The 24,308-nt window shown below is 50.4% G+C and carries 12 protein-coding genes; 1 reads left to right on the forward strand and 11 read right to left on the reverse strand.

Going from position 1 to position 24,308, the window contains the following annotated elements; genetic code table 11:
* Window positions 1-6 precede the first annotated feature (6 nt).
* Complete coding sequence (locus tag Q0W37_RS00575) at window positions 7-1,344, reverse strand: MATE family efflux transporter (RefSeq protein WP_297697760.1); 1,338 nt, start codon at window positions 1,342-1,344, stop codon at window positions 7-9.
* Between the two features lie 131 nt (window positions 1,345-1,475).
* On the opposite strand from Q0W37_RS00575, the gene ychF reads away from it, so the two are divergent.
* On the forward strand, window positions 1,476-2,573 hold the full coding sequence (ychF, locus tag Q0W37_RS00580; protein ID WP_297697762.1) for a redox-regulated ATPase YchF: 1,098 nt from the start codon (window positions 1,476-1,478) through the stop codon (window positions 2,571-2,573).
* Window positions 2,574-2,819: 246 nt separating this feature from the next.
* Here ychF and Q0W37_RS00585 read toward each other — a convergent pair whose 3' ends face one another.
* From Q0W37_RS00585 to nuoL, 10 genes are all read right to left on the reverse strand, one after another.
* On the reverse strand, window positions 2,820-3,377 hold the full coding sequence (locus Q0W37_RS00585) for a hypothetical protein (RefSeq protein ID WP_297697764.1): 558 nt from the start codon (window positions 3,375-3,377) through the stop codon (window positions 2,820-2,822).
* A gap of 44 nt (window positions 3,378-3,421) precedes the next feature.
* On the reverse strand, window positions 3,422-5,788 hold the full coding sequence (locus Q0W37_RS00590) for an SUMF1/EgtB/PvdO family nonheme iron enzyme (RefSeq protein ID WP_297697766.1): 2,367 nt from the start codon (window positions 5,786-5,788) through the stop codon (window positions 3,422-3,424).
* Between the two features lie 82 nt (window positions 5,789-5,870).
* Window positions 5,871-11,171, reverse strand: coding sequence for an excinuclease ABC subunit UvrA (gene uvrA, locus Q0W37_RS00595; RefSeq protein ID WP_297697768.1), 5,301 nt, complete (start codon window positions 11,169-11,171; stop codon window positions 5,871-5,873).
* Window positions 11,172-11,288: 117 nt separating this feature from the next.
* Window positions 11,289-12,212 (reverse strand): Rpn family recombination-promoting nuclease/putative transposase, encoded by a 924-nt coding sequence (locus tag Q0W37_RS00600; RefSeq protein WP_297697770.1) that lies wholly within the window; start codon window positions 12,210-12,212, stop codon window positions 11,289-11,291.
* Between the two features lie 226 nt (window positions 12,213-12,438).
* On the reverse strand, window positions 12,439-13,650 hold the full coding sequence (locus Q0W37_RS00605) for a GIY-YIG nuclease family protein (protein WP_297697773.1): 1,212 nt from the start codon (window positions 13,648-13,650) through the stop codon (window positions 12,439-12,441).
* Window positions 13,640-15,586, reverse strand: coding sequence for a DEAD/DEAH box helicase (locus tag Q0W37_RS00610; protein WP_297697775.1), 1,947 nt, complete (start codon window positions 15,584-15,586; stop codon window positions 13,640-13,642). Before Q0W37_RS00610 ends, Q0W37_RS00605 begins: the two co-directional genes overlap by 11 nt.
* Window positions 15,587-15,600: 14 nt before the next feature.
* Window positions 15,601-18,306 carry a DNA methyltransferase gene (locus tag Q0W37_RS00615; protein WP_297697777.1) on the reverse strand — a complete coding sequence of 902 codons (2,706 nt, stop codon included), beginning with the start codon at window positions 18,304-18,306 and terminating at the stop codon, window positions 15,601-15,603.
* Window positions 18,307-19,153: 847 nt separating this feature from the next.
* On the reverse strand, window positions 19,154-20,623 hold the full coding sequence (locus Q0W37_RS00620) for an NADH-quinone oxidoreductase subunit N (protein WP_297697779.1): 1,470 nt from the start codon (window positions 20,621-20,623) through the stop codon (window positions 19,154-19,156).
* Window positions 20,616-22,352, reverse strand: coding sequence for a NuoM family protein (locus tag Q0W37_RS00625; protein WP_297697781.1), 1,737 nt, complete (start codon window positions 22,350-22,352; stop codon window positions 20,616-20,618). Before Q0W37_RS00625 ends, Q0W37_RS00620 begins: the two co-directional genes overlap by 8 nt.
* Window positions 22,352-24,307: an NADH-quinone oxidoreductase subunit L gene (gene nuoL, locus Q0W37_RS00630; RefSeq protein WP_297697783.1), complete on the reverse strand. Its 1,956-nt coding sequence runs from the start codon at window positions 24,305-24,307 to the stop codon at window positions 22,352-22,354. Before nuoL ends, Q0W37_RS00625 begins: the two co-directional genes overlap by 1 nt.
* Between the last annotated feature and the right edge of the window lies 1 nt (window position 24,308).

The raw sequence follows: 24,308 nt of genomic DNA on the forward strand, positions 1-24,308 counted from the left end.
AATATACTAAAACTTCGCATGCCTTACGTGGTAAAAATAGATGCCCACTATCACTGAAATCGTAATAACCCAGCTTATCGGATAAACCACCATCAACGAAGTAAAGGATTTATACCTGGGGAAAACGAAAAACACCCAAAGGATTCGAAAACCGCACACCCCCGCCATACACGTAAGCGCGGGGGCAAGAGACTTGCCCATTCCCGAAAGTGCCCCGGAAAACACATCCAGGAAAACGTTGATAAACAGAAGCCCGACCACCACATACATGCGGATGGATGCGATTTCGATAATTTCGGCATTCGACGTAAACACCGAAAGCAACGGGTAGGCAAAAATGCAACAAAGGGCACTCAGCACAATGGTGGACAAGCATCCCAACAGAAGAGTCCAGCGAACGCTTCGGCGACAGCGTTCCATATTCTTTGCGCCATAGTTTTGCCCGACAAAGGTGACGCACGCCTGGGAAAAGGAACTCAGCCAGTAATACACCACGAATTCGTAATTGAGTGCCGCCGCAGACGCCGCCACCGTCAAGGAACCGAGGCTATTGATGGCCGATTGCAGACACACGTTGCTAAACGAGAACACGACGCCCCGAAGCCCCGACGGAAGCCCCACGCGCATAATGCGGCTAAGGAACAGCGGCGTGATTCGAAGCTTCCAGAATTCCAGCTTGAAAGGCCCCACCTCGTGCAGCAAAAAATAGAACAAAGTAATTCCGCTGATAGCCGTAGCAAAGACCGTCGCAATCGCAACCCCGGACACCCCCATGTCAAAGCCCGCTACAAGAATCAAGTTCAGCACCACGTTCACCGCACCCGCCACCATCAACACGTATAGCGGACGCTTTGTATCGCCCTTGCCGCGCAGAATCGCCGCAATAAAGTTGTAGACCATGGCAAAGGGCATCCCCACAAAGTAGATTTGCAGGTAAAGGACTGCGTTGTCGAAAATGTCGGACGGAGTCGAAATGGCCGAAAGAATCGGGCGCGCAAAAAAGACGCCCACGAACGAAAGGAATATTCCGCTAAAGAACGACACCATCACCGAGGTATGTACACTGCGGGTCACGGAGCGGTAACTGCGTTCGCCGATGGAATGGGCGACCACGACGTTCGCACCGACAGAAATTCCCACGAACAGGTTGATGAGCAAATTGATGACGAAGGTATTTGCACCGACCGCCGCCAGGGCCTTGTCACCAGCGAACTGCCCCACCACGGCAATATCCGTCAAATTGAACAGCTGCTGAAAAATGCTGCTCAAGGCAATCGGAACGGCAAACCACAGGATCTTTCTACCCAGGGGGCCATTCAACATGTCTACATTGGTCTTCGCCATACTCACCTTAAAATCGGGCGTAAATTTAGATTTTCACTCAGTCACCTACAAGGGCTTTTTTCTACCTTTACAACGCAAAAAATAGAGCGGCCCACCCCAGTTTTCCGGGTCGCCATAAAACGGAGATTATCATGGGTTTTAAATGCGGTATCGTAGGCCTCCCGAACGTAGGCAAGTCCACCATCTTTAACGCCATCACCAACGCCGGCGCCGAAGCGGCCAACTACCCCTTCTGCACCATCGAACCGAACGTGGGCATGGTAAGCGTGCCGGACAGCCGCCTCGATGAACTGGTCAAGGTCTACAACCCGAAATCCATCGTTCCCGCCGTTACAGAATTTGTGGACATCGCAGGCCTTGTAAAGGGCGCCGCCCAGGGCGAAGGCCTCGGCAACCAGTTCCTGACCCACATCCGTGAATGCGAAGCCATCATGGAAGTCATCCGCTGCTTCGACGACGAAAACATCGTGCACGTCCACGGTTCCGTGGATCCGGTCCGCGACGTGGAAATCATCGAAACCGAACTCATCTTGAAGGACCTCGACTCCGTCGAAAAGCGCCTCGCCACCGAAGCCAAGGCTGCCCGCATGGGTGGTGCCGAAGCCAAGGCCCGCCTCGCCGCTTGCGAAAAGCTCCGCGACGCCTTCCAGGAAGGCAAGGCAGCCCGCACCGTGATGCACGACAGCGAAGAAATGGAACTCATCGTGAAAGATTTGGCCCTGCTGACGGCAAAGCCGCTCTTCTACTGCGCAAACGTGAAGGAAGACGACATCCTCACCGGTAACGCCTACGTGGAAAAGCTGAAGGAATACGCCGCCGCAAACGGCCACGAAGTCATCATGATCAGCGGCAAGATCGAAGAAGAACTTTCTGCCATGGAACCCGACGAGAAGGCCGAATTCCTCAAGGAACTCGGTATGAAGGAATCGGGCCTCGACGCCGTGGTGCGCAAGGGCTACGAAATCCTCGGGCTCCGCACCTTCTTTACCGCCGGCGAAAAGGAATGCCGCGCCTGGACGTTCCACGCAGGCTACAAGGCCCCGCAGTGCGCAGGCGTGATTCACACCGACTTCGAACGCGGCTTCATCCGCGCCGAAACCTTGAGCTACAGCGACTTCCTGAAGCACGGCAGCTGGAACGCCGCCAAGGAAGCAGGCCTCGTCCGCACCGAAGGCAAGGACTATGTGGTACAGGATGGCGACATCATGTACTTCCTGTTCAATGTTTAGTGGTTTCGCCGATTAGGTATCAGGCTTCAGGTACCAGGCTTTAGGTTTTAGGTATCAGGAAACAGACCTATTAAAATCAGCTCGCCTTAAGGCGAGCTTTCTTTTTAGGCCCTTCGGCAAGCTCAGGGACCTTAATAAGATTAACGAGCTTTCTTTTTAGGCCCTTCGACAGGCTCAGGGACCTTAAGATGTTGGTAAAGGTTGGTGAGCTTGTCGAACCACCGGGACCTTAATAAGGTTGGGATTCTACGATTTCTTCTTAGCGGCGCGTTTCGCCTTAATTTCGTCTACAATCGGCCGAATGATGCTAGCTAGGTTCATCGCGGTTCCTATGAGAATCATAAACGTTGCCGCGTGGATTCCGACGCCAGGTTCAACCTTCAGTAGCGGCAGTCCCATCGCCGCATTGAGTTGCCCTAGTTTCGACAGGAAAAACCACATCGAAACCATCGTAAGCATTCCCATCGCAATGGACCCTAGCGGAGTAAAGCAGGCAAACAGCCCCGCAAGTACAGCACCGGCAACAATCGCAAACAGGAACGGTACCGGTTCCATTTTTGGGAAATTCGGCATGCTCTGCTTGAACTTTTTCATCGCGAAAGAATTTCCTTCCTGCATCTTGTGAAGCGTTCCCAGGGCAGGTTCCTTCAGTTCCTGTTCCAAGTCAAGTCCCATCGCAAAGTCGTACAGCGACGGTTCGGCGATTACACTTTCATCGGAGCAGGAAACATTCGCCACGGGCATCAACAACGCAAGGACGACCAACAGGTAAGGAATCGCGGTCAGCCTTTTAAAAAGGCGCATTCCTCGTGCGCCCTTTACAGAATTTTCTTTTGGGCTTTCAGCCATTACTTATTTCCTTCGAAAACGGAGCGAGGGAAGGCGCAGCGGAATCCAATCCAGTCAGACCAGTAACGCGGATCTTCGTCGTCGTAGTCCGTCAGGTTCAGATCGTCTTCCTTGTCTTTCCAGGAACCGCCCTTATATACCTTGTTCGAGCCGAACATGGCTCCCGTCGGGTTTGAATCTTCAACCCAGAGCGAGAACATGAAGTACGAGTCGCGAGTCCATTCTGCCACGTTACCCGACATATCGAAAATACCCCAAGCATTGGACTTTTTGCCACTGACAGGCTGCGGTCCATAACCCGGATTTTTCTTGCCTAGGCTATAGGAGTTCGCCTTATAGACTGCATATACGCCCGGATTGGGTTCTGCATCCAGATTCCAGAGGGCACCTTCGTTATTGTCGGCACGGCCCGCAAATTCCCACTGGGCTTCCGTCGGAAGATCGCCGCCAATAGCCTTACAGAATGCAGAAGCATCGTTCCAAGTGATGTTGTGCACCGGAACGCGGGCACCCTTGAACACGGACCTATCCTTGATCTGTTTCGTCGAATCCAGGCGTTCCATCGTTTCCCTGAAGAACTGCTGCGTCACTTCTGTCGTCTGGATTCCAAATCCGGACATAGCGACCACCTTACCCTTGTAGCGGAAAGAGCCTGAATCAATCAAGGCCACGTTGCCATGAATCTTGTCACGAATGACGCGCGGTACATTCAAGGCCATATCGAGAGCAAAGCCGTCATCTTCCTTCTGGACCTTTTCCTTGGGTTCCTTGAGCATTCGAGGAGATTCTTCAGCAGGACGGTTCAGCCATTCCTGAACTTCAAAGTGGTCGAAAATGTAATTTGGCAGTTCAAACACACCACGGCAGGCCACCTCATTATTACTGATAACCAAGGAGAGGCCTGCATAGCGGTAATGGTGACGTCCCGTCAAGGCACCCTGATTATAAATCCAGACGGGCTTATTGTTTTCAAGGTTTACAACCGCGCGCACAGAAGCTCCCGCAGCAAGAATCGCATAAAGGGAATCAGCCGAATACCCACGGGCGTTACCAGACCAGGAGAAGTCAAAACGTTCACCCGATTGTCCAAACGTCAGGCGAACCGCCTTCAGGGGACAAACCGTAGCAGGCTGTTCGGCAACGGGCTGTTCCGTAGCAGGCTGCTCGGTAGCGGCGGTACTCACCGAGTCGGAAACCTGTTTCGAAGAATCTGCGGCCACCGTAGAATCGGGAACAGGCGCCGGAGCCACCTCTGCCGGAGCAGGCTTAGACGCTACACAAGATTCATCCTCATAGACAGGTTCCACCTTTGTCGGAGTCAAGGACACCTGCAGAGGCAGAGCCTGCAAGCTGTCGAGTTTTGCGCGAATGGCGCGGTTCACGATGCTGGCAGAGCCCATCTGGCTCATGCGCCACATCAGCAAGGCTTCTTCACGCTTGTTTTCGTAGCGGATCATGTAGTTGACATAGACGCTATCGTCAGAAGCAACGCCAAGCATCAGGTTCTTGCGCGGCTTCGGGTAGATTTTGGCAAACTTACTCGAGTCCACCTGCGGGATCGTTTGCTGGACATCCTTGGAAAGGCGGTCGAACAGCACTTCCGTTTCTTCCAGAGTCTTAGCGGAATTCACCTCAGCCATCGTCACAGTAGTCGTCGCCTTGACCATCGATGCGGTATCAAGGACCGGCAATTCCGGTTTAAGCACGACTTCGCCGCCACCGGGAAGCGAAACGGCATCTACGTACGGAAGATGGTTGGGCGCATAGAAGGAAAACGCATACATGCCGGGAGACAGGGGGTAAATCTTAGACGGGACCTCTCTCATACGAACAGAGAGCGACGTGGTTTCAAGATCCGGAATTGAGGAGTCGATGGTAATAACGCCCGGCTTGTCCGTTTCCTGCAAAGCCTGCCACTGGCCGTTCTTCTTAAAGTAAAGCTTCGGAACACGCGGAGAATAGATATAGTCCTTGTCGAAATAGATGTCCGCCTCATCCTGGAAAGCCCTGGACTTCTGCGTTGCATAGAAACGCATCAGCATCACGTCGGAGGCTTTCAGGTAGTTGTCCGCCATACTGAAAGCGTGGAGCTTCTCAAAATTTTCGACATTGATCGAACCGGAGAACCAAAGGTATTCCTTAGGCCCGTTCTTATGGCGCAAGAACATAATACTCGTCTTGAGCGGAACCATGGGAGGCTCCGAAAGGATCATATTCCCCTCTTTGACAATAGCCATATTGGCAATAGGCTGCATCAGGACCCCCTCCTTGAACATCACCGGGGCAATCCTGAAGTTCTTGTCGCTATCGGCAAAAGCAAGAGCCGAGAACAAGAGCAAGAAAGGAAGCAATCGAGTAAAGGACATAATAACTCCTGTATTCAAATCACTGGAACACGCAGAATGTTCCATTTTTCTCACATAAAGATAACATTTTTGCTAAACGGATTTAGTCATTTGGGCCCATTTTGAGCAAATAACCGCCTTCGGAGCCCCCGACAGGGCCCAATTCCACCTTCCAGTCCGAAAGTCGGATGATATCGGGGTGGTGTTCGATGACAATGACGGTATCGCCACGGGCAGACAGCTTGCGGAGCATATTCCAGAGAATCTGGATATCCTTGAGGTGGAGGCCCGTTGTCGGTTCGTCGAGCAGGTAGACCATTTCCTGAGCTGGCTTGCGGGCAAGTTCCGCAGCCAATTTCAGGCGCTGGGATTCACCGCCGCTGAGGGTCGTCACGGACTGGCCGAGTTTCACATACGGGAGGCCCACATCGCGCAGACATTCGAGCTTCGGCAAAATTTTCGGCTGGTCCTTGAAGAATTCGCAGGCTTCGGCGACGCGCATGTCAAGTACATCGGCAATATTCTTGCCCTTGAAGGTGACGGTGAGGGTTTCCTGATTGTAGCGTTTGCCGCCGCAGACATCGCAGACTTCCCACACGTCCGAAAGGAAGTGCATTTCCACCGAGATAGCGCCACGACCTTCACAGGCCTCGCAGCGGCCGCGGGCTAAGTTGTAACTGAAGCGCCCATAGTCGAAGCCTTTCAACTTGGCTTGCGGCAGTTTGGCGAACAGCTTGCGGATGTCGTCAAACACGCCCGTGAAACTCGCGGGCGTGCTGCGAGGAGTTCCCGAAATCGGACTTTGGTCAACCAAAAGAACTTCGCCGTTCTGTTTCTTGCGTCCGCGAGCCTGGAATTTCTTTTTGAGGCGCGGGTAAATTTCGTCCATGACCATGGAGCTCTTACCCGAGCCGGAAACGCCGCAGACTACACTGATGGCGCCCTTCGGGAACTTTACAGACAAATTCTTAAGGTTATTATGATTCAGCTTTTCAAATTCGTAGAATTCTGTGGAATCGGTGATGGGCTTTGCCGCAATCTCATTCGCCATCGGGATAGTATGCGTCAGGTACTTGACCGTTTCGCTGCGCGGGAACTGTTGCAAGGCGTATGGCTTGGAGAGCTGTTCGGGAGAACCTTCGGCGACGACTTCACCGCCGAACTCACCCGCCGCGGGGCCCATATCGATAATATGGTCCGCCGCCTGCATCATTTTCATGTCATGTTCCACGACCACGAGCGTATTGCCGAGGTCGCGCAGACGGTAAAGCGTATTGAGCAACATGGCGGTATCGCTTTCGTGGAGTCCCACCGTGGGTTCATCAAGCACGTAGAGTACACCTTCAAGGCCGCTACCGATCTGGCTTGCCAGGCGAATACGCTGGGATTCACCGCCGCTGAGCGTGTCGCCCGCGCGGTCGAGGCCGATATAGCCGAGGCCTACCCCCTTGAGGAAGTTCAGGCGTCCTACAATCTCGCGGAGCAAAGGTTCGGCGACCGTCATCTTGCCGTCGGGATTTTTGTCTTTCCCGAAATTGTCTCGCTTAAAGTTTTCGTTGCTGAACCATTCGAGCGCCTGGGCGATGCTCATGTGGTTCACATCCATGATATTCTTGTCGCCGATACGAACCGCCAGATATTCCGGTTTCAAGCGTTCACCATGGCAATCGGGGCAAACTTCGCCATCTTTAAAATGACCGAGGCCAAGGCAAGTTTCGCAAGCGCCCCAGTGCGTGTTAAAGCTGAAGTGTTTCGGATTGAGCGCCGAATCCATGTACCAGCCGCATTCCGGGCAGCCCGGCTTTTCGGAGCAGGCCAAACGATTTCCGCTTTCGTCTTCCACATACAAGATTCCGTTACCGTCGCGGTAGCCGCGTTCAAACGCTTCTACCAAGCGGGCGCGATTGTCTTCTTTCACCACAACCGTATCGACCACAGCGAACAGCTGCTTTTCGCGGGTCGGAATTTTCGGCAGCGGGAGTTCCACGAGCTTGTCGCCGAGGTAAACCTTGCGATAGCCTTTTTCCGTGAGAATCTTGGAAAGCTTCAGCACGTCCTTGATTTCGAACGGGGCAAGCACCGTGACCATTTTATTCAAGTCGCGGTCGAAAGCGTATTGCATCAGGTCGCCCGCGCTGTACGAAGACACAGGCTTCCCGCATTTCAGGCAATGCGGGGTCCCGACCCTCGCCCAGAAAATGCGGAAGTAGTCATAAATTTCGGTGAGGGTCGCGACCGTACTGCGCGGACTCTTGCTCGCACTCTTCTGGTCAATGGCGATGGCCGGAGCGAGGCCCGAAATGGAATCGATGCTTCCGTGATCGGGGCGTCCGAGGAATCGGCGGGCGTACGTACTTAACGTTTCGACAAAACGGCGCTGGCCTTCGCTAAAGAGTGTATGGAAAGCGAGGCTCGATTTTCCGGAGCCCGAAACGCCTGTCACCACCGTGAGCTTGTGCCGCGGAATCGTGACATCGATGTTCTTGAGGTTATGCTTACGAGCACCATGCACCTCAATGTCGAGCGACAAGTCTTCGCCGCCCTTGAGCGTACGGTCAAAATGATGGTTTTCGCCATGCTTTTTCGCTAACACCGGCGCAAGGTACTTACCCGTCTCGGACTTCTTGCATTTGGCAATCTGCTCCGGCGTTCCCGTCGCAATGATTTTACCGCCGTGGATACCCGCATTCGGGCCCAAGTCGATAATCCAGTCGGCACACTTGATCACATCCAGATTGTGTTCGATAATCACGACGCTATTGCCGAGGCTACGCAAGCGATTCAGGCAATCCATAAGCTTGCGGATGTCTTCAAAATGCAAGCCCGTCGTTGGTTCGTCAAGCAGATAAAGCGTCTTGCCTGTTCCTGGGCGGCGCAGTTCCGACGCAATCTTGATACGCTGCGCTTCACCGCCGCTAAGCGTCGTTGAAGGCTGGCCCAAAGTCAAATAGCCAAGCCCCACTTCCACCAGCAGGTTCAGTGGTTGCGCAATCTTCGGAATGTCCTTGAAGAACTCCGCCGCATCGGCGATGCTCAAGTCGAGAATTTCAGAAACGTTCTTGCCCTTATAATAGACTTCGCGCGTAGCATCGTTAAAGCGCTTGCCGCCGCACACATCGCAAGTCACCTGCACACTCGGAAGAATATGCATATCGACGATTTTCACGCCCGCGCCTTCGCAGGCATCGCAGCGGCCACCCTTCACGTTAAAGCTGAAACGGCTCTTGCTGTAACCGCGAATCTTGCTTTCTTCCATGCTCGCGAAAAGGTCGCGCACATCGTCCCAAATCTTGGTGTAAGTCGCAGGATTGCTTCGCGGTGTGCGGCCAATCGGCGTCTGATCGATTTCAATCACCTTGTCGATATTCTCGAGACCTTCAAGGTGGTCGAATTTTCCGACAGGTTCTTCGGCATTATAGAATACTCGGGCCAATTCGCGACGAAGAATCTGATTGATGAGCGTACTCTTGCCGGAGCCCGAAACGCCCGTCACTACCGTCAGCGCACCATCAAGCGGAATTTCGACATCGATATTCTTGAGGTTGTTTTCGGCGGCACCGCAAATCTTTAATTTCGGAGTATCCTTATCAATCTTCTTGCGGGTCGCAGGAATTTCAATTGCCTTGCGTCCGCTCAAATAAGCGCCCGTCAGCGAAGCCTTATTCTTCTCGAGTTCCTCGACAGTTCCTGCCGCAATCACGCGACCGCCTTCCACGCCGGCACCCGGCCCCACGTCAATCACGCAGTCCGCATGGCGCATGGTATCTTCGTCGTGTTCCACGATAATCAGGGAGTTGCCCTGCGCACGCAAATGTTCCAGCATCCCGAGCAGTTTATCGTTATCGCGGGGGTGGAGCCCGATGCTCGGCTCGTCAAGTACGTAAAGTACGCCCTGCAGGCCGGCACCCACAGCGCTTGCAAGCCTAATTCGCTGCGCCTCACCGCCCGAAAGCGTGGACGCCTTGCGGTTGATAGTCAGGTACCCCAGCCCCACTGCATTCAAGAAACTCAAACGCCCACGAATCTCTTTCAGGATTTCCTTGCCGATTCGCTTTTCCTTTTCGGACAAGTCAACCTTATTGAAAAAATCCACCGACTTTTCAACGGACCATTCCGTCATCTCGGTCAGATTCACACCATGGAAAGTGACCGCATTCGCCGTGCGGTTGATTCGCGTGCCGTGACATTCAGGGCAAACGCCAATCTGCATATACTTGCGGAAGTGGAAAATGTGCCACATGTCCCACAATTCCTGCATAATCGGGATGATACCGCGTTCCGATTCGCTAGGCGTGCCGTACAACACCGCATCCTGTTGCGCTTTCTTGAGTTTGTTCCACGGCGTATCGAGCGAAAAATGCATCTCGTTAGCGATGTTACGCAAGTTGCGGCGGCCGAAGTCGCTGAAAATCAGCGTACCGTCATCCTTCTTAATGGTCGCGATGCAGCCATCCTTGATGGACTTCGTCTTGTCCGGGATAATCAAATCCAGATCAAACTTGTAGCTTTCGCCCATGCCCTTACAAGCGGGGCAGCGACCCTTCGGGTCGTTAAAGCTGAAGAAACGCGGTTCTAATTCTGGAATAGAAATGCCGCACTTGGGACAAGCGAGCAACGTCCCCTGCAGGCGATATTCTTCCTTCGCACCAGTCTGCGACGCCTCCCCCGCACCTGCGGAACCGCCCGCCGACAATAAAAAGCTCACCAGTTTTCCGTCGGTCAGCTTCAGCGCACCTTCCAGAGCCTCGCGCAGACGGCTCATATTCTTGCGTTCAAGCGTCAGGCGGTCAATCACAGCTTCAATCGTATGCTTCTCGTAACGCACGAGCGCGGGAACATCTTCCAGGCGGTAAATCGTCCCGTCTACACGGGCACGCACAAATCCGTTTTCCTTGAGTTCGGCGAGTTCCTTGCGGTATTCACCCTTGCGTTCCTGCACAATCGGCGCCATCACCGTAATCTGCTTCCCCTCGTCGCTCACATACAAATTATCGACAATCTGGTCCACCGTCTGCGCCTGGATCACGCGCCCACAATCGGGGCAATGCGGCACGCCCAAGCGCGCAAAAAGCAAGCGGTAATGGTCCAAAATTTCTACCACCGTACCCACTGTGGAACGCGGGTTACGGTTCACCGTTTTCTGATCGATCGAAATCGTCGGCGAGATACCGCGTACGCTCTCCACCTCGGGGTGTTTCATACGGCCGATGAACTGGCGCGCATACGCCGAAAGCGACTCCACAAAGCGGCGCTGGCCTTCCTGGAACACCGTATCGAACGCAAGGCTCGACTTGCCCGAACCGGAAACACCGGTCACCACCACGATAGAATCGCGGGGAATGGAAAGGTTCACATGGCGAAGGTTATGCTCGTGCGCATCGCGGATTTCGATAGATTTGGTCATGCCCCCAATATAGAAAAAGACGGCAAAGCCGTCTAATTTTTAGTGAACATTTGTGTAGAAAACATTAAATCTTGAACTGCAGGATTTCATCAGCAGTCATAATTGCGGGCATCATCTTTACATTTCGAGTTGGCTACGAAGAACAACGACGTCTTCCAAAGAAAGCCCCGTGGCCGCGACAATTTTCTCGTCAGAATCACCGAGTTTTATCAGATTTTTCGCAATTTCACGAGTACGATCTTCAATCTTCGCATTGATATCTTCCGCGAATTCCTTGAAGATGCCGCGCCTCATGGCGTTATGATCCCAGATTTTGTGATACATATCCCGATAAACCTCGAACTCTCTCTTGGAAAACTTAGACACTTTTGCGCTTTCTGTCAAGTCCTTGAATTTTTCTTCGTTCAACTCCGCAGGAAGTTCCTTGAGACGATTCAAATAGCGAAAGAAAAACAGCCACTTGCTCAGGTCGCTAGACGTCTTTTCAATAAAGAAAGGAACCTTTGAAAGTTCAATAGCGGTAAAGTTGTAGGTGTCTACAAGCTGTTCCCCGCTTTCCAAATCAATTACCGTCCCCCGATGGACAGCACGTTCATCGGGGAAAACCGAGAAACGCGTCAGCGCAATCACGTAAGTCGGCTGAATATCGTAATCCCAATCCTGACCGGGTTCGGCCTGATTTGCCACCATCTCGCTCGCATAGAACGCAAGACGCTTCATGAAGTTATCCACTTCGCGAATCTGCACTTCAATTTCAATCAAATCACCCGCATCGTCCTTACAATGCAAATCAAAAATCGCCGTACGAGACGCCTTACTTCCACTCAGGTTTTTCGCCACATTACGGGTCCATACGTTTTTGATGGGCAACTTGAGTTGCGGTTCAAGTAAGTCATTCAGCAAATTTATGAGATTTTGCCGACTGGTAGGCTTGTCTGGGTCAAAGGCCTTCTTGAACGCCAAATCAACAAGCAGATTTGCGTACGGGCTCATTTCGCCCGGTTTCACGATACAGTCCTTAAAGGACTTACTTTCTTTCATTTTTCACTCCTTCCGCCTACAAGCATAAAAAGGCGGAGCTTAACGGTCAATAGCTCAAAATAGGTAAATACACATTTGAGCACTAGCAAATATAAATCAAGAAGAAATGATTGTCAAGAGGTTAGGGCAAATTATTTTCATAAAATTTTGCAAGTGGCACTTGCAAAATTGGTTCACTTCTAAATTACACTACGTACAACGTCTTTTGGAAATCGGTGAAGAAAACTTACCGTTCCACTATCTGCTGTATTTTGGCATCGTAGCGGTATTTGACGATCTGCCCCGTGATTATCATTTCAACAGCTCGTTCTATAACTGGGAGCGGGACAACAAACCATTCCTTCGGGACATGGCGACGACCTTTTTCATCAAACACATCCACATTCAAACAGCAGGTTCCAAAGAAATTATGAATCAACTGTTCAAATTTTTGAGGATTCATGTTGAAGCATTTCCAACTCGTAACATGCTTAACGGGGGCCATCAAATATGTTGGCTCCATTTCAGCATTCTTAATGCGCTCCTGAACAGATGTCGTGCAGAATCCAATTTTATACAAATTTTCGATGCTAGAAATATTCGGGTCACGACTCAGTGATTTACAGACATAAATAAAACCACAAGCCTGGTCATTCTCGTTTATTCCACCAAGCATGTTTTCGACTTCATTGGCTACATCTTCGCTGCTTTCCGTTACCGTTTTTCCATTCAAGTAGAGCAGTTTTTCAACTGATCGTTTGAGAAGTGCCGCTTCAGTTCCATTTTCAAAAATACAGCGGGTTCGTCCATTCTTGTAAATATGTTTGCCCTCAGGCGTCACACCGTCATATTGCGAAATTTCAATACTTTCGACAAAGAACAACAAACCGTTATAAACGTAATATCCGCCTGCTTTCAAATCAGAAAGTTTAGAGCCGATAAGTTTTCTTTTGCCCGCCTTCAAATCCTGCTGAACACGTATAAAATTAGATTCGTATTTTGCAAAATCCTTGCACGGCGTTCTTTGAGCAACAAAATCAGCCTCATCTCGGCCAATCGCTTTCTTTACCGCAGGGCGCAAAGCAAATATAGACGAATCTCCCCCTAGCAGCCCTAAGTCATCACCAGCCAGAATATCATCAATACTCGCAGGAACAGTTTCTTTATTTAACTCGCCCGAACGTTTTGACACCAAGCCATGAATATCAGCATTATATATGGCTTGATTGTCCTTCACCGCTCCGTTTCTAAATGTCTCTAGACGTTTAGCTAAGCGATACTCACCAATATCACCACTATCCGAAGATGGTTCCTTGCCGTGAGACTCATAGAACGCGTTTATTTCATACAACTCCTGCAAAAGGCGGTCATAATCCGTCGGAGCCGCACTCTTAGGCTTTACATTCAAAAGCCCATCAGGATCATTTGCAAAAATAGAATCTAGAATATCACTGGCCATCTCGTTCTCTCTTCTTCTTCCGCAAATAGATCAGGCATTGAGCCAAACGGCTTTCATTAAAATCCATGGAATCAATGTTCGGTTCTTTTCCGTTCTGCTTGACAAAAGCTTGAACTTTCGGCCATAGAATAAGAGCTTCTTCGTCGGTCATTTCAATACGGGTTGATTCAATCGTCTCACGAATCATTTTCAGCACGGCAGGTGTCACCGACTTGGAAAGAACTTCAAAAGCAGCCTGGAACGGATTTATAGAATCAATAAGGTCTATGTGAAGGTCATCGATATTCACGAACTTATTTGCCATTCGAATAAAGCGACGATCCACACCATCTTCCCCCTTTACCGTTTCGATGGTCGACTTGCGAATTACGGAATCAACAACAACCTGTTCGCGAAGTTCTTCAACTTCTTCATCATTCAAGTCAGGATACTTGGCACGGATGATTTTGGGGATAATGACCTTATTGATTACTTCAGGGTCACACGCCCCCGGCATTGCTGTTTGCATTGTCTTATCCTGCAATATGGTCGCCTTCAAATCATCAAGGTCAGTCTCTACAATCGCCTTAACACGCTTGGAAGTAGGTTCCTTGAAGCCTCTTATCTTGATAGTCCCCGGTTCATCCTCGTCATCGTCAGAAACTTTAGTCTTAAAATCCCATTGCGGCGCAAGAACCTGTTCCATCAAGAGTGAAGCCGTTATCGCCTTGAGCATATTATTTACTGCGACAACAACTTCATCATCCTTCGCTTCGGGCTGCGCGATCAAATTTGTGAATTGTGCGTGAGTCTTGTTTTCACTATCACGGGTACAACGCCCGATAATTTGGATGATTTCGGTTAGAGAACCTCGATAACCTACGGTAAGGGCATGTTCGCAATAAGGCCAATCGAAACCTTCCTTTGCCATACCCAAAGCGATAATCAAGTCCATATCGTCCGGTTTCTCAATTTTTCGCAGATAATCAACAATCTTATTGCGGTTACGCGGTTCATCGTCAACCAAGTCAGCAACCTTCAAGATTTTACCATCTTTTTTGCGGCGAACGTAAATAACACCTGTTGCAGAATCCTGTTTATCAACAGTTCCTATGCTATCCAGGATAAAATCGACCTCGGAACGCTTGTCCTTCGTTGATTCGCCAGAATTCACATTCGGGATATGGAGAATCGTCTTCTTGTCAGTATTGAGAACCTCAGTTATGGCGCTTGTATATTTTCCTTGATAGAAATTGTACCCTATGCCAAGCGATTTCAGATACTTATAACCGTTTAATTGCTCATAATAATTGTAGGTTATCTTGGTAAATTTAGCCTCATCTTCTGCGGTAAGCACAGGCACGGAATCGCCACGGAAATACGAACCCGTCATGGCGACAATATGCACACTAGATTTCGCCATTATTGCTCGGAGCATCTCGCCCAAGCGACTAGATTCATCGGCAGAAACATGATGAAATTCATCTATAGCAAGCAGGCAGTCGTCAAAATCCTTTTCTGGAAAGCCCTCCGTCGCAAAACGTAGCGTCGCATGGGTGCAAATAAGGATTTTTTCGTTACCATTCTTCATAAAATTTTTGAAGGCATCGACTTTTCCTGTGCTAGAATCGCTCCCTGCCGTGCACAAATTATATTCATCAGACGGGGTCCAATCAGCAAAGAATCCGTTTTTACGTAGTTCCGTAGGAGCAAAAGACGATCCGATGGAACGTTCCGGCACAGCAACGATTACCTTCTTAAGCCCCTGATGATACAATTTATCAAGAGCAATAAACATAAGGGCGCGGGATTTACCAGATGCCGGAGGCGACTTAAGCAACAAATATTGCTCTGCACGAGCCGCATAGGCCCTCGCCTGCATTTCACGCATCCCCATAGAATCCGTTCTAGAGGAATTACCTGTCTGAGCATATTCAAAATGAACAATATCTGGCATAATTTAGCCTCCGATTAAACCTTTTTTGTCCGCATACCCGACTTTTTCTGGGCTTCAAAAAATGTTTCCTTGTCCCGTTCTTCCTTAATCATCTGTTCATAAAGTTTGAACAGGAATTCAAGACGTTCCTCGTCACTCGAAAATGGTTTTGCACGATACAATTTTTCAATGGCAAGATCGTTTGCCTCGTGTGCAGCCTTCAAATCTTCGGGCATTGACTCGGGATCGTATAAGTCAGCGAGCGTCTTTCCTGGATGATTCTCTCGAGCAGCTATAATGTCAAAAGCTTTTCGTTTAAGGACATTCTTTTGGTCTTCATTGATGTGAGGGAAAGGGAATGTATTATAAACAAGTTGAACGGAATAACGAATACGTTCTTCCAACGTTCCTCCGACACTTCGCGCCCAAACATTATGCATTTTCGAGTTTATGACACTAAAAATCCAGGATTCAGCATCATAGATTGCGAATGCAGCATTTGAAATAACAACCCCCGAAGAAAAAATATCCGTCGGTATATAAATTCGCTTTTCTGAAGACGTTTCAGGTAGAATAATAGAATCAGCATTTTTATATCGAATTTCACCAAATTTATATGGAGTATCAGCTAATTTTTGCGTAGCTTTTTTGGGGCTTTTTAAACGAAATTCCCTGCATTTTTCAATGCGATTTTTTATTTCAGGATTATCTTTTAAAATTTCATATTGGCCATCTTCAATCCAAAAACAATATCGATTTACCCCATTAATAAACTCTTCCGCTCCAATATATCGTTTTATACATTGACATAATTCTGGATACCTCACAACAAGGTCTTTTTTATCATTTTCCGAAAGAGCCAAAAGACCTTTATTGTCAACAGCCTTTGACCCATAACACATTTGAGGAAAGAAACATGTCAGATTCTTATTCCGTTTTTTGATTATTATATCATCATAATCTAACAGATAGGCATTTTGATTTTTTACCAATTGTTTTCTTGATTCATGATAATGGTATTTGGGCGCATTGCTCTTATTTCTCAATCCAATAACGGTCACAGCAACACCCGCGTTATGTTGTGCATTGTTAGACCATTTGAAAGAATCATAAGAAAAGAAAATTTCTAGACCAAGTGCGAATATGTTCGGCCATAAAATGGCAACTTGTTCCCCCTGACATATTGAATTTGTGCTAACAAAAGCGAATTTGGCATTATTCTTTGAGCGAATATAATTCGTTCCTTTATAAAACCAGCAAGTAATATAATCTAAATTTTTAAATCCTTTAACATCGCCTACAGCAATTTCTCTATCTTCTTTCTGTTTTTCATCAAGTAAGTTTCCTCCCAAATATGGAGGATTTCCCAGCACAAAGATTTCATCGCCTTCATTTTTAGGGCAAACATCTTCCCAATCCAATCGGCACGCATTTCCTTTGACAATATGCCCCGCTTCTTTCAAGGGTAGCGTCGGGCAGAGTACACCAGTCTTATTAATGAATTCAACATTCATCTGGTGCTCGGTTAACCATAGAGAGAGTTTTGCCGTTTCACAAGCAAAATCGTCTATTTCAATTCCATAAAAATGATCAAGATGAATTCCTGTAAGGCCTAATTCGCCTAGTTTTAAAAGAATTTCCATCTCCAGCTTACGCAATTCTTTGTAAGCAATAATCAAAAAATTTCCCGAACCGCAAGCAGGGTCGAAAACGCGAATACCACGTATACGCATCAGCAATTTTTTCAGTCTCGAAACATTAGATCCCGCAATTTCAAATTCTTCCCGCAACTCATTCAAGAACAACGGCTCTATCACCTTCATGATATTGGGAACGCTGGTATAATGCTGCCCCAAGTTACTCCGCTGCTCCTCGTCGATAACCGTTTGGAACATAGAGCCAAAGATATCTGGATTGATATCCTTCCAATCCAATTCACCACATTCAATAATTTTGTTGCGGCTATGGGCAGAAAACTTCGGAATCTCAATGCGTGTGCGGAAAAGGCCGCCATTCACATAAGGGAACTTTTCCAAATAATCAGGCAAACCATTTCGTTTGTCAGCCGGAGTATCAAGCACAACAAAGAGACGACTCAGAAACTCATCTAAGTCCGAACCATCGTCGTGGGTTGATTTCGAAAGAGTATTTACAAACAGATTGTCCGTAAAAATTCCTGTATCTTCGGCGAAAAAACAGAAAAGTAACCTGGAGAGGAACAAGTTCAAATCGTGGGGAGTAATTGATGTATTCTCGTTATCTTTCCTGATTTCATCAAAAAGTTTCGCCATCTTGCGGGCTGCACGAACATCGGCAGGGTTTTCATCGATGTATTCCGCCTTTTCGATGCCAGCCCACGGTAGGAAGAACGCATAATGTTTGGGTAAATCCTTGTAAGGCGTTTCCAATGTATCGCCATTCTTTGTATCAACACAAAGCAGTAAATCGCCATCGGTAAGTATGACGAACCTTTCATTATACTTGATTGCTTTCGCCGTAGCAAGAGCAACCCCGATATTCAACTCACCCTTAAAGAACGACTTATAAAGAAGTTTATCCTTCCAATTAATCTCACCGGGCCGTGTCGCACGGTTCAGCGTTCCATTCTGGAGTCTTGAAACCGATGCCTTGGGGAGACCGTACGCAAGAATCAAATCGTAGATAAAAGATTCGTCAACGCCCTCAGGATAACGTTCGACAAGGGCAGCAACCTGGGATTCAATCTCTGATACATTCGGCATAAACAAGGCTCCTGTTTACGCCTCTTGCCCTGACGTTCAATCCACGCTTTTAATGCAATAGAAAAAGGCGTGAGTCAATACGTTTACCACGACTGCGGCCCTAGACTAAGCCTTAACCCGATAAACGCACGACCCACGCCCCATAAAGGGCACAATGCACCAAAGACCCAGACTGAATCTGGGCATGGACATAGCGATGCACTAGCTTGCACCAATGCATGCGTGAGCGTTCGCCTTGTTCTCGGGTTTGAAATTGTCTAGGTTTCAGTCGTGAGAACAAGAGACAAAACTCTTTATACTGATAATATAAGTAAATATGCGAGAATTAGATTGCCACAGTCCTTAAAAGGACCTTGCAATGACGTGCGAGGCGAGAGCAGCAGAATCGCATGCGAGTTCTATTGTCGAGCCGATGCAGTCATGCGTTCTGCGCAATGGCAAAACAAGGCGTGACAAATTGGGGGGGTGGACTGGGTAAGCCGGGCGTTACGGGTGTGGCGTATGAACACCCGTTAGAAGGGGTGGCGGATGGTTCGGCAGGCTCACCAACCTTTTCCGTCACTTTTCGCCTGACGAAACAGAAGTCAGGGGGAGGCCTCCCCCATCAAACAAGAACTCTTTCCGTACAGTTCATAGGCTTGCGCAATAACGCTCCATAAATTTATATTCCATACAGAGCCATAATTTATCGGAGGCAGGATGAGCAATATGACAAACATTGCAGATACAAAAAGAGGAATGCCTTGCGACATTCCCCTATTGAAACTAGAGATCCTTCGACGGAGTTTACCCTGAGCCAGTAGAAGGGCCTGGATGACACGTTCGCGTCACTTTTTACCGTCTGCTATTACACAATCAGTGCAAGCTTCGGGAAGACGCCGATCACAATCAGGGCGATTGCAGCGAGCGTCACGGCAAAGCGGAGCAAGTAGGCATACACCGTATTCTTGCAGCAGCACTTGCATGCACATTCAGCCTTCAAGGGCATGAAGAGCACAAAGGCGATGCGCAGGTAGAATACCGCAGCAATGAGCGAAAGGCCAAATGCGATTCCCGCGATCATACCAAGTCCACCCGCAAGGGCGTCGGTAAAGAGCGTGAACTTTGCAAGGAATCCCGCTACAGGCGGCATACCGGCGAGGCTTGCCAAGCAGACCGTCGTCGCCACAGCCACGTAGGGGCGCTTGCGACCGCGACCCTGGATGTCTTCGAGGGTTTCGTTCTTGTCATCTTTACCGGCAAGGTAGGCAATACCCGTAAGGGCGCCCGCACTTGCAATCGCGTAGGTCACCAGGAAATAATACATGGCACCCATCTGCACCGTGCCCTCGGTCGCATAGTCCGGGAGCAACAGGCCGATCACGATAAAGCCTGCATTCATCACGGCAGAGTAAGCCATAATGCGGCGAATCGACTTCTGGGCGAGACCGCCAAAAGCGCCGATTGCCATCGAAAGAACCGACACCACAATAATCACGTAGAACAGGCTCTTGTTTTCGGAATGAATCGTCACCTGTTCGGCCAGGTTCCAAGCCGGAGCGGAACCGATGCGGGTAACCAGGGAGCCAAGCCAAAGAGTTCCGAGAGCAGCCAAGGCCCCCACCTTCACGACTGCAGCCATAAAGCCCGTCACCGCCACAGAGGCACCCGTGTAGACGTCGGCCACCCAGAAGTGCACCGGAGCGGCACCCGCCTTAAACAGGAGAGCGAACAGGGCAAGGAGAACGCCAATGCCGTAAACCAGTCCACGGCCGGCAATCACAGCGGCAAAGATACTGGTCGAACCCGTTGCACCATAAATCAGGGCGACACCGTAAAGGAAGATGGCACTGAAAATAGAACCCGACACAAAGTACTTGAAAGCACCTTCGCCCGCGTTCACATCCTTACGGCGAAGGCCCACCAAGGCGTAAATCGGGAAACTGGCAAGTTCCATGCCCAGGTAAAGGGCCAAGAAATCGATCGCCTGGGTCATCAGGAGGGCGCCACTCGTTGCAAGCATCAGCAAGCCGTAAGCTTCGCCACCCTTGAACTTTTCATGGCCAAGCGTCCACTGGAGCCCGGCAATGCCAAGGAATGCGCAGAGCACAATGGATGCCCCGAGCACGCGACGAATCGGATCCATGGCATAGAGGTTCATAAACGTATCGGTCGTCGTGAGGAAATAAGCCCCAAGAGCAAGCGCGATAAAGAAACTTGCAACCCAGGGGAGCACCTTGTGCTTGTTTTCATCCTTAAGGAACGGTTCTGCAGCAAGGGACACCAGGGCTCCTGCGGCAATCAGAATGACCGGCAAGAGATTAACGATATTACTCATTTTCAGAAGCCTCCTCGTTTACTTTGGCCTCGTTAGATTCAGACGCATTTTCCTGAGCGTCGGCGACATCGGTTTCACTCATCGCCTTGAGCTGTGCAATCAGAGAGGCGCGTTCCTCGTCGGTAAAACCATTCGCCTTCAGGTTGGAATCCAGCTGATGCAAGTCTTCTTCGGTCATGGGCTGAGCCACGGCGGCGATATTTTCGTCCACAGCAATGTCACCTGTCGTATCGACAGATGCTTCGACCGTCGCATCGGCTGCGGCATCGGAGGGGTGCGTCACCTTGTTCATTTCCTGCACGGCGGACTCGTCAAAGAGCTGAAGCGCGTTGGTAATGAAAGCAGGATGCATACCGAACACCACAAGGAGAATTCCCATGATGCCGATCGAAGAACCTTCGAGAGCGGTCATGCGCTTGCCATCTTCGTACTGGCGAGCCGGCGTACCGAAGATAACCTTCTGCACAAAGCGGAGCATGTAGGCCGCCGAAAGAATCAGGCAAAGGCCCACGACGAGAGCCGGAAGCGGCCCCATATCCCACAGGGACATCAGCACCGTGAATTCACCGACAAATCCTGCCGTTCCCGGAACCGCCAAAGAAAGCACGGCCAAGAAGCCGAACAAGGAACCGAACACCGGATTGCGCTTAGCAAGTCCACCGAGCTGTTCGATATCGCGCGTACCCGCAAAGCGTTCCGCAATGCCCATCAGGTAGAACTGCGCACCGGCGCTGATACCGTGAGCAACCAGAAGCACGAGCACTGCAGGGAGCATCGATTCGGACAAGCTGAACACACCTGCCACCGCAAGGCCCAGGTGACCCATGGAGCTATACGCCAGGAGTTTCTTACCGTCGGTTGCACGAAGCGCCATCAGGGCTCCGTAAACAGCGGTAAGGAGGCCAAGCCACATCATGGCATCGACCACTTCCATCGAAAGCGGGAAAATCGGGAGAATCCAGGCGATAAATCCGAAAACGCCCGCCTTGCTCATGGCACCCGTAAGGATTGCCGAAAGCGGAGCCGGAGCTTCGGCGTAGGTAATCGCCTGCCAGCCGTGGAACGGGAATACGGGGGTCTTCACCATAAAGGCGAGCAAGAAGCAAGCCAAAAGCGTTGCCTGCATCGCGGGGTCCAGATTCTGGAGCGCCACCGCCAAGGAAAGCACCAAGGAATTATCCGCAACCGTAAGAAGGTACCACAGGGCAACCATCATCGGAGCAGAACCCACCAAGGTGTAAATGGCAAACGTCATCGCCGCATTACGGCGATCTTTACCGCCAAAGCCTGCAATCAGGACCGCGGCAGGGAACACCATCGCTTCAAAGAAGAAGAAAAACAGGACCGCATCTGCCGCGAGGAAGGTACCGTTCATGGCACCCATCAGGGCAAAGATGGCGATCGCAAAATTGCGGTAGTTCTTTTCAAAGGTATTACGCCCCGTAACCAGGGACACCAGGGAAAGGCCCGTAGAAAGGAACACCATCCAGGCGCCCAGTCCGTGACTGTACAGGTAGTAGTAAACGGATCCCTTCGCACCCGGAATACGGAACCATTCAATGGCCTCCGTAGCCTGGTTTCCGGAAGCAATCAAGGCAATGGACATCGCCACGAAAGCAATACCGAACAAGAAGGCAAGCCTAGAAGAAGACTTCGCGTCTTCCTTGGAAGTCGCCATCATCAAAATGGCGGCTGCAAAAGGAGCCAAGACGAGGAAATGCAACAGCATTAGAACAATCCTCCAGTCAAAAGTACAACAGCGATTAACGCGACGACACCGACCAGGCTAAGCGTAAGCTGCACACGCACCTTGCGCGCCTGGAAAGAGCTGACTCCGTCGCCCACGATTTCGACAATGGCACCCACCGTCCATTGAGCGGCCTGCAAGACCTTGTCAACGAACATATCCGCAACAAAGGCGAGAGCCTTCGTGATGACAATGAAAATTTCGTGGATGTAGTCAAAGAAGAACGTCCAGTCGGCCTTGAAGCCTTCGGGAGCGCTCCCCCACTTGGCATGCAGGCGCGGCAGGCGCTTGAGTCCATAAACCATGTATGCGATCATCATACCGAGCAGGGCTGCGGCCGTACCGAAGCAGGCAAACGCCAGCGGATTCACGTGCGCAATTTCGAGCTTGCCCAGCATGTAGTTCTGAGCCTCCCCAACCACCGGGGCAAGGGTCGCTTCAAAGAACTTGATGCCCATGGAGTCAGCCCACAGGTAACCGGCAAACACAGCACCGAAGGCAAGAATCACCATCGGGATAAGCATGCTGGCCGGAGCTTCGTGGATATGGGCTTCCTTTTCCTTGGGGCCACGGTATTCGCCGAAGAAGGTCATAATGATGAGGCGACCCATGTAGACTGCCGTAATCACGGCGGTCAGGAGGCCCACCACGTAGAAGAACTCGCCGCACGGAGCGTTCGTATAGAGACGTTCCAGGATCAGGTCCTTAGACCAGAAACCGGCAAAGCCCGGGAAGCCGATAATCGCAAGGAATGCAAAAATCATCACGCAGGCCGTAACCGGAGTCTTCTTGAGAAGTCCACCCATGCGGCGCATATCCTGTTCCCCTGCAAGGGAATGAATCACGGCACCGGCACCCAAGAAGAGGGCAGCCTTGAAGAAGGCGTGAGTGAACACGTGGAAGATAGAGGCGTCGAATGCCGAAGCACCCGCAGCCATGAACATGTAACCGAGCTGAGAAATGGTCGAGTAGGCAAGCACCTTCTTGATGTCGTTCTGGAAAAGGCCTGCGACAGCCGCCCAGAAAGCCGTGAGCATACCCACGATCAAGACGATAATCAGCACTTCGGGAATCACCGTGAACATACGGGAAAGACGTGCGAGCAGGTAAACGCCCGAGGTCACCATGGTTGCGGCATGGATAAGGGCAGACACAGGAGTCGGACCCGCCATGGCATCCGGAAGCCAGGTGAGGAGCGGAATCTGGGCGGACTTACCAGTACAACCCAGGAAGAACAGAAGACCTGCAACCGCGATAATCGGAGTCGCCAGTTGCACATGGCCACCGGCAATCAACATCTCGATGAACTTGTTCAGGGCATCGTAGTTGAGGATCGCGGAACCGCCAAGAGTTGCAAGACAAAGCATACCGAGCAGGAACCCGATATCGCCCACGCGGTTCACAATGAAGGCCTTGTTTGCAGCCTTGCAGTTATTGAGATCATGGTTCCAGAAACCGATAAGCAGGTAGGAGCAGAGGCCCACGCCTTCCCAACCGAGGAAGGTGAGCAAGAGGCTATCGGAAAGAACGAGCACCACCATGCTGAACAGGAAGAGGTTGATGTAGGCGAAGAAGCGGGCAAAGCCGCGGTCACCGTGCATGTAACCAATCGAGTAGAGCGCGATAAGCGAACCGATGCCGGTCACGAACAGGAGCATCACGCGGGAAAGGCCGTCGAACAGGAATCCGATATCGACCTTGAGCATCGGGATGTCAATCCAGTTGCAGAGCGTCTGACGGATGCCTTCTTCGGGCATGCCGAAGGCGAGCAACACGACACTCACAAACGAAAGCACCGGGAACAGCACCGAGAGCGCCCCCACGAAACCTTCGGAAGGGCCCTTCTTGCTACCCGACGAGACAACGGCTATGGTGCCGAGCAGAATCGTTCCCAGAAGCGGGAAAAGAGGAATGATCCAAAGCGGTAAATTTGTCATT

The sequence above is a fragment of the uncultured Fibrobacter sp. genome (genome assembly GCF_947166265.1).
Lineage (GTDB): Bacteria > Fibrobacterota > Fibrobacteria > Fibrobacterales > Fibrobacteraceae > Fibrobacter.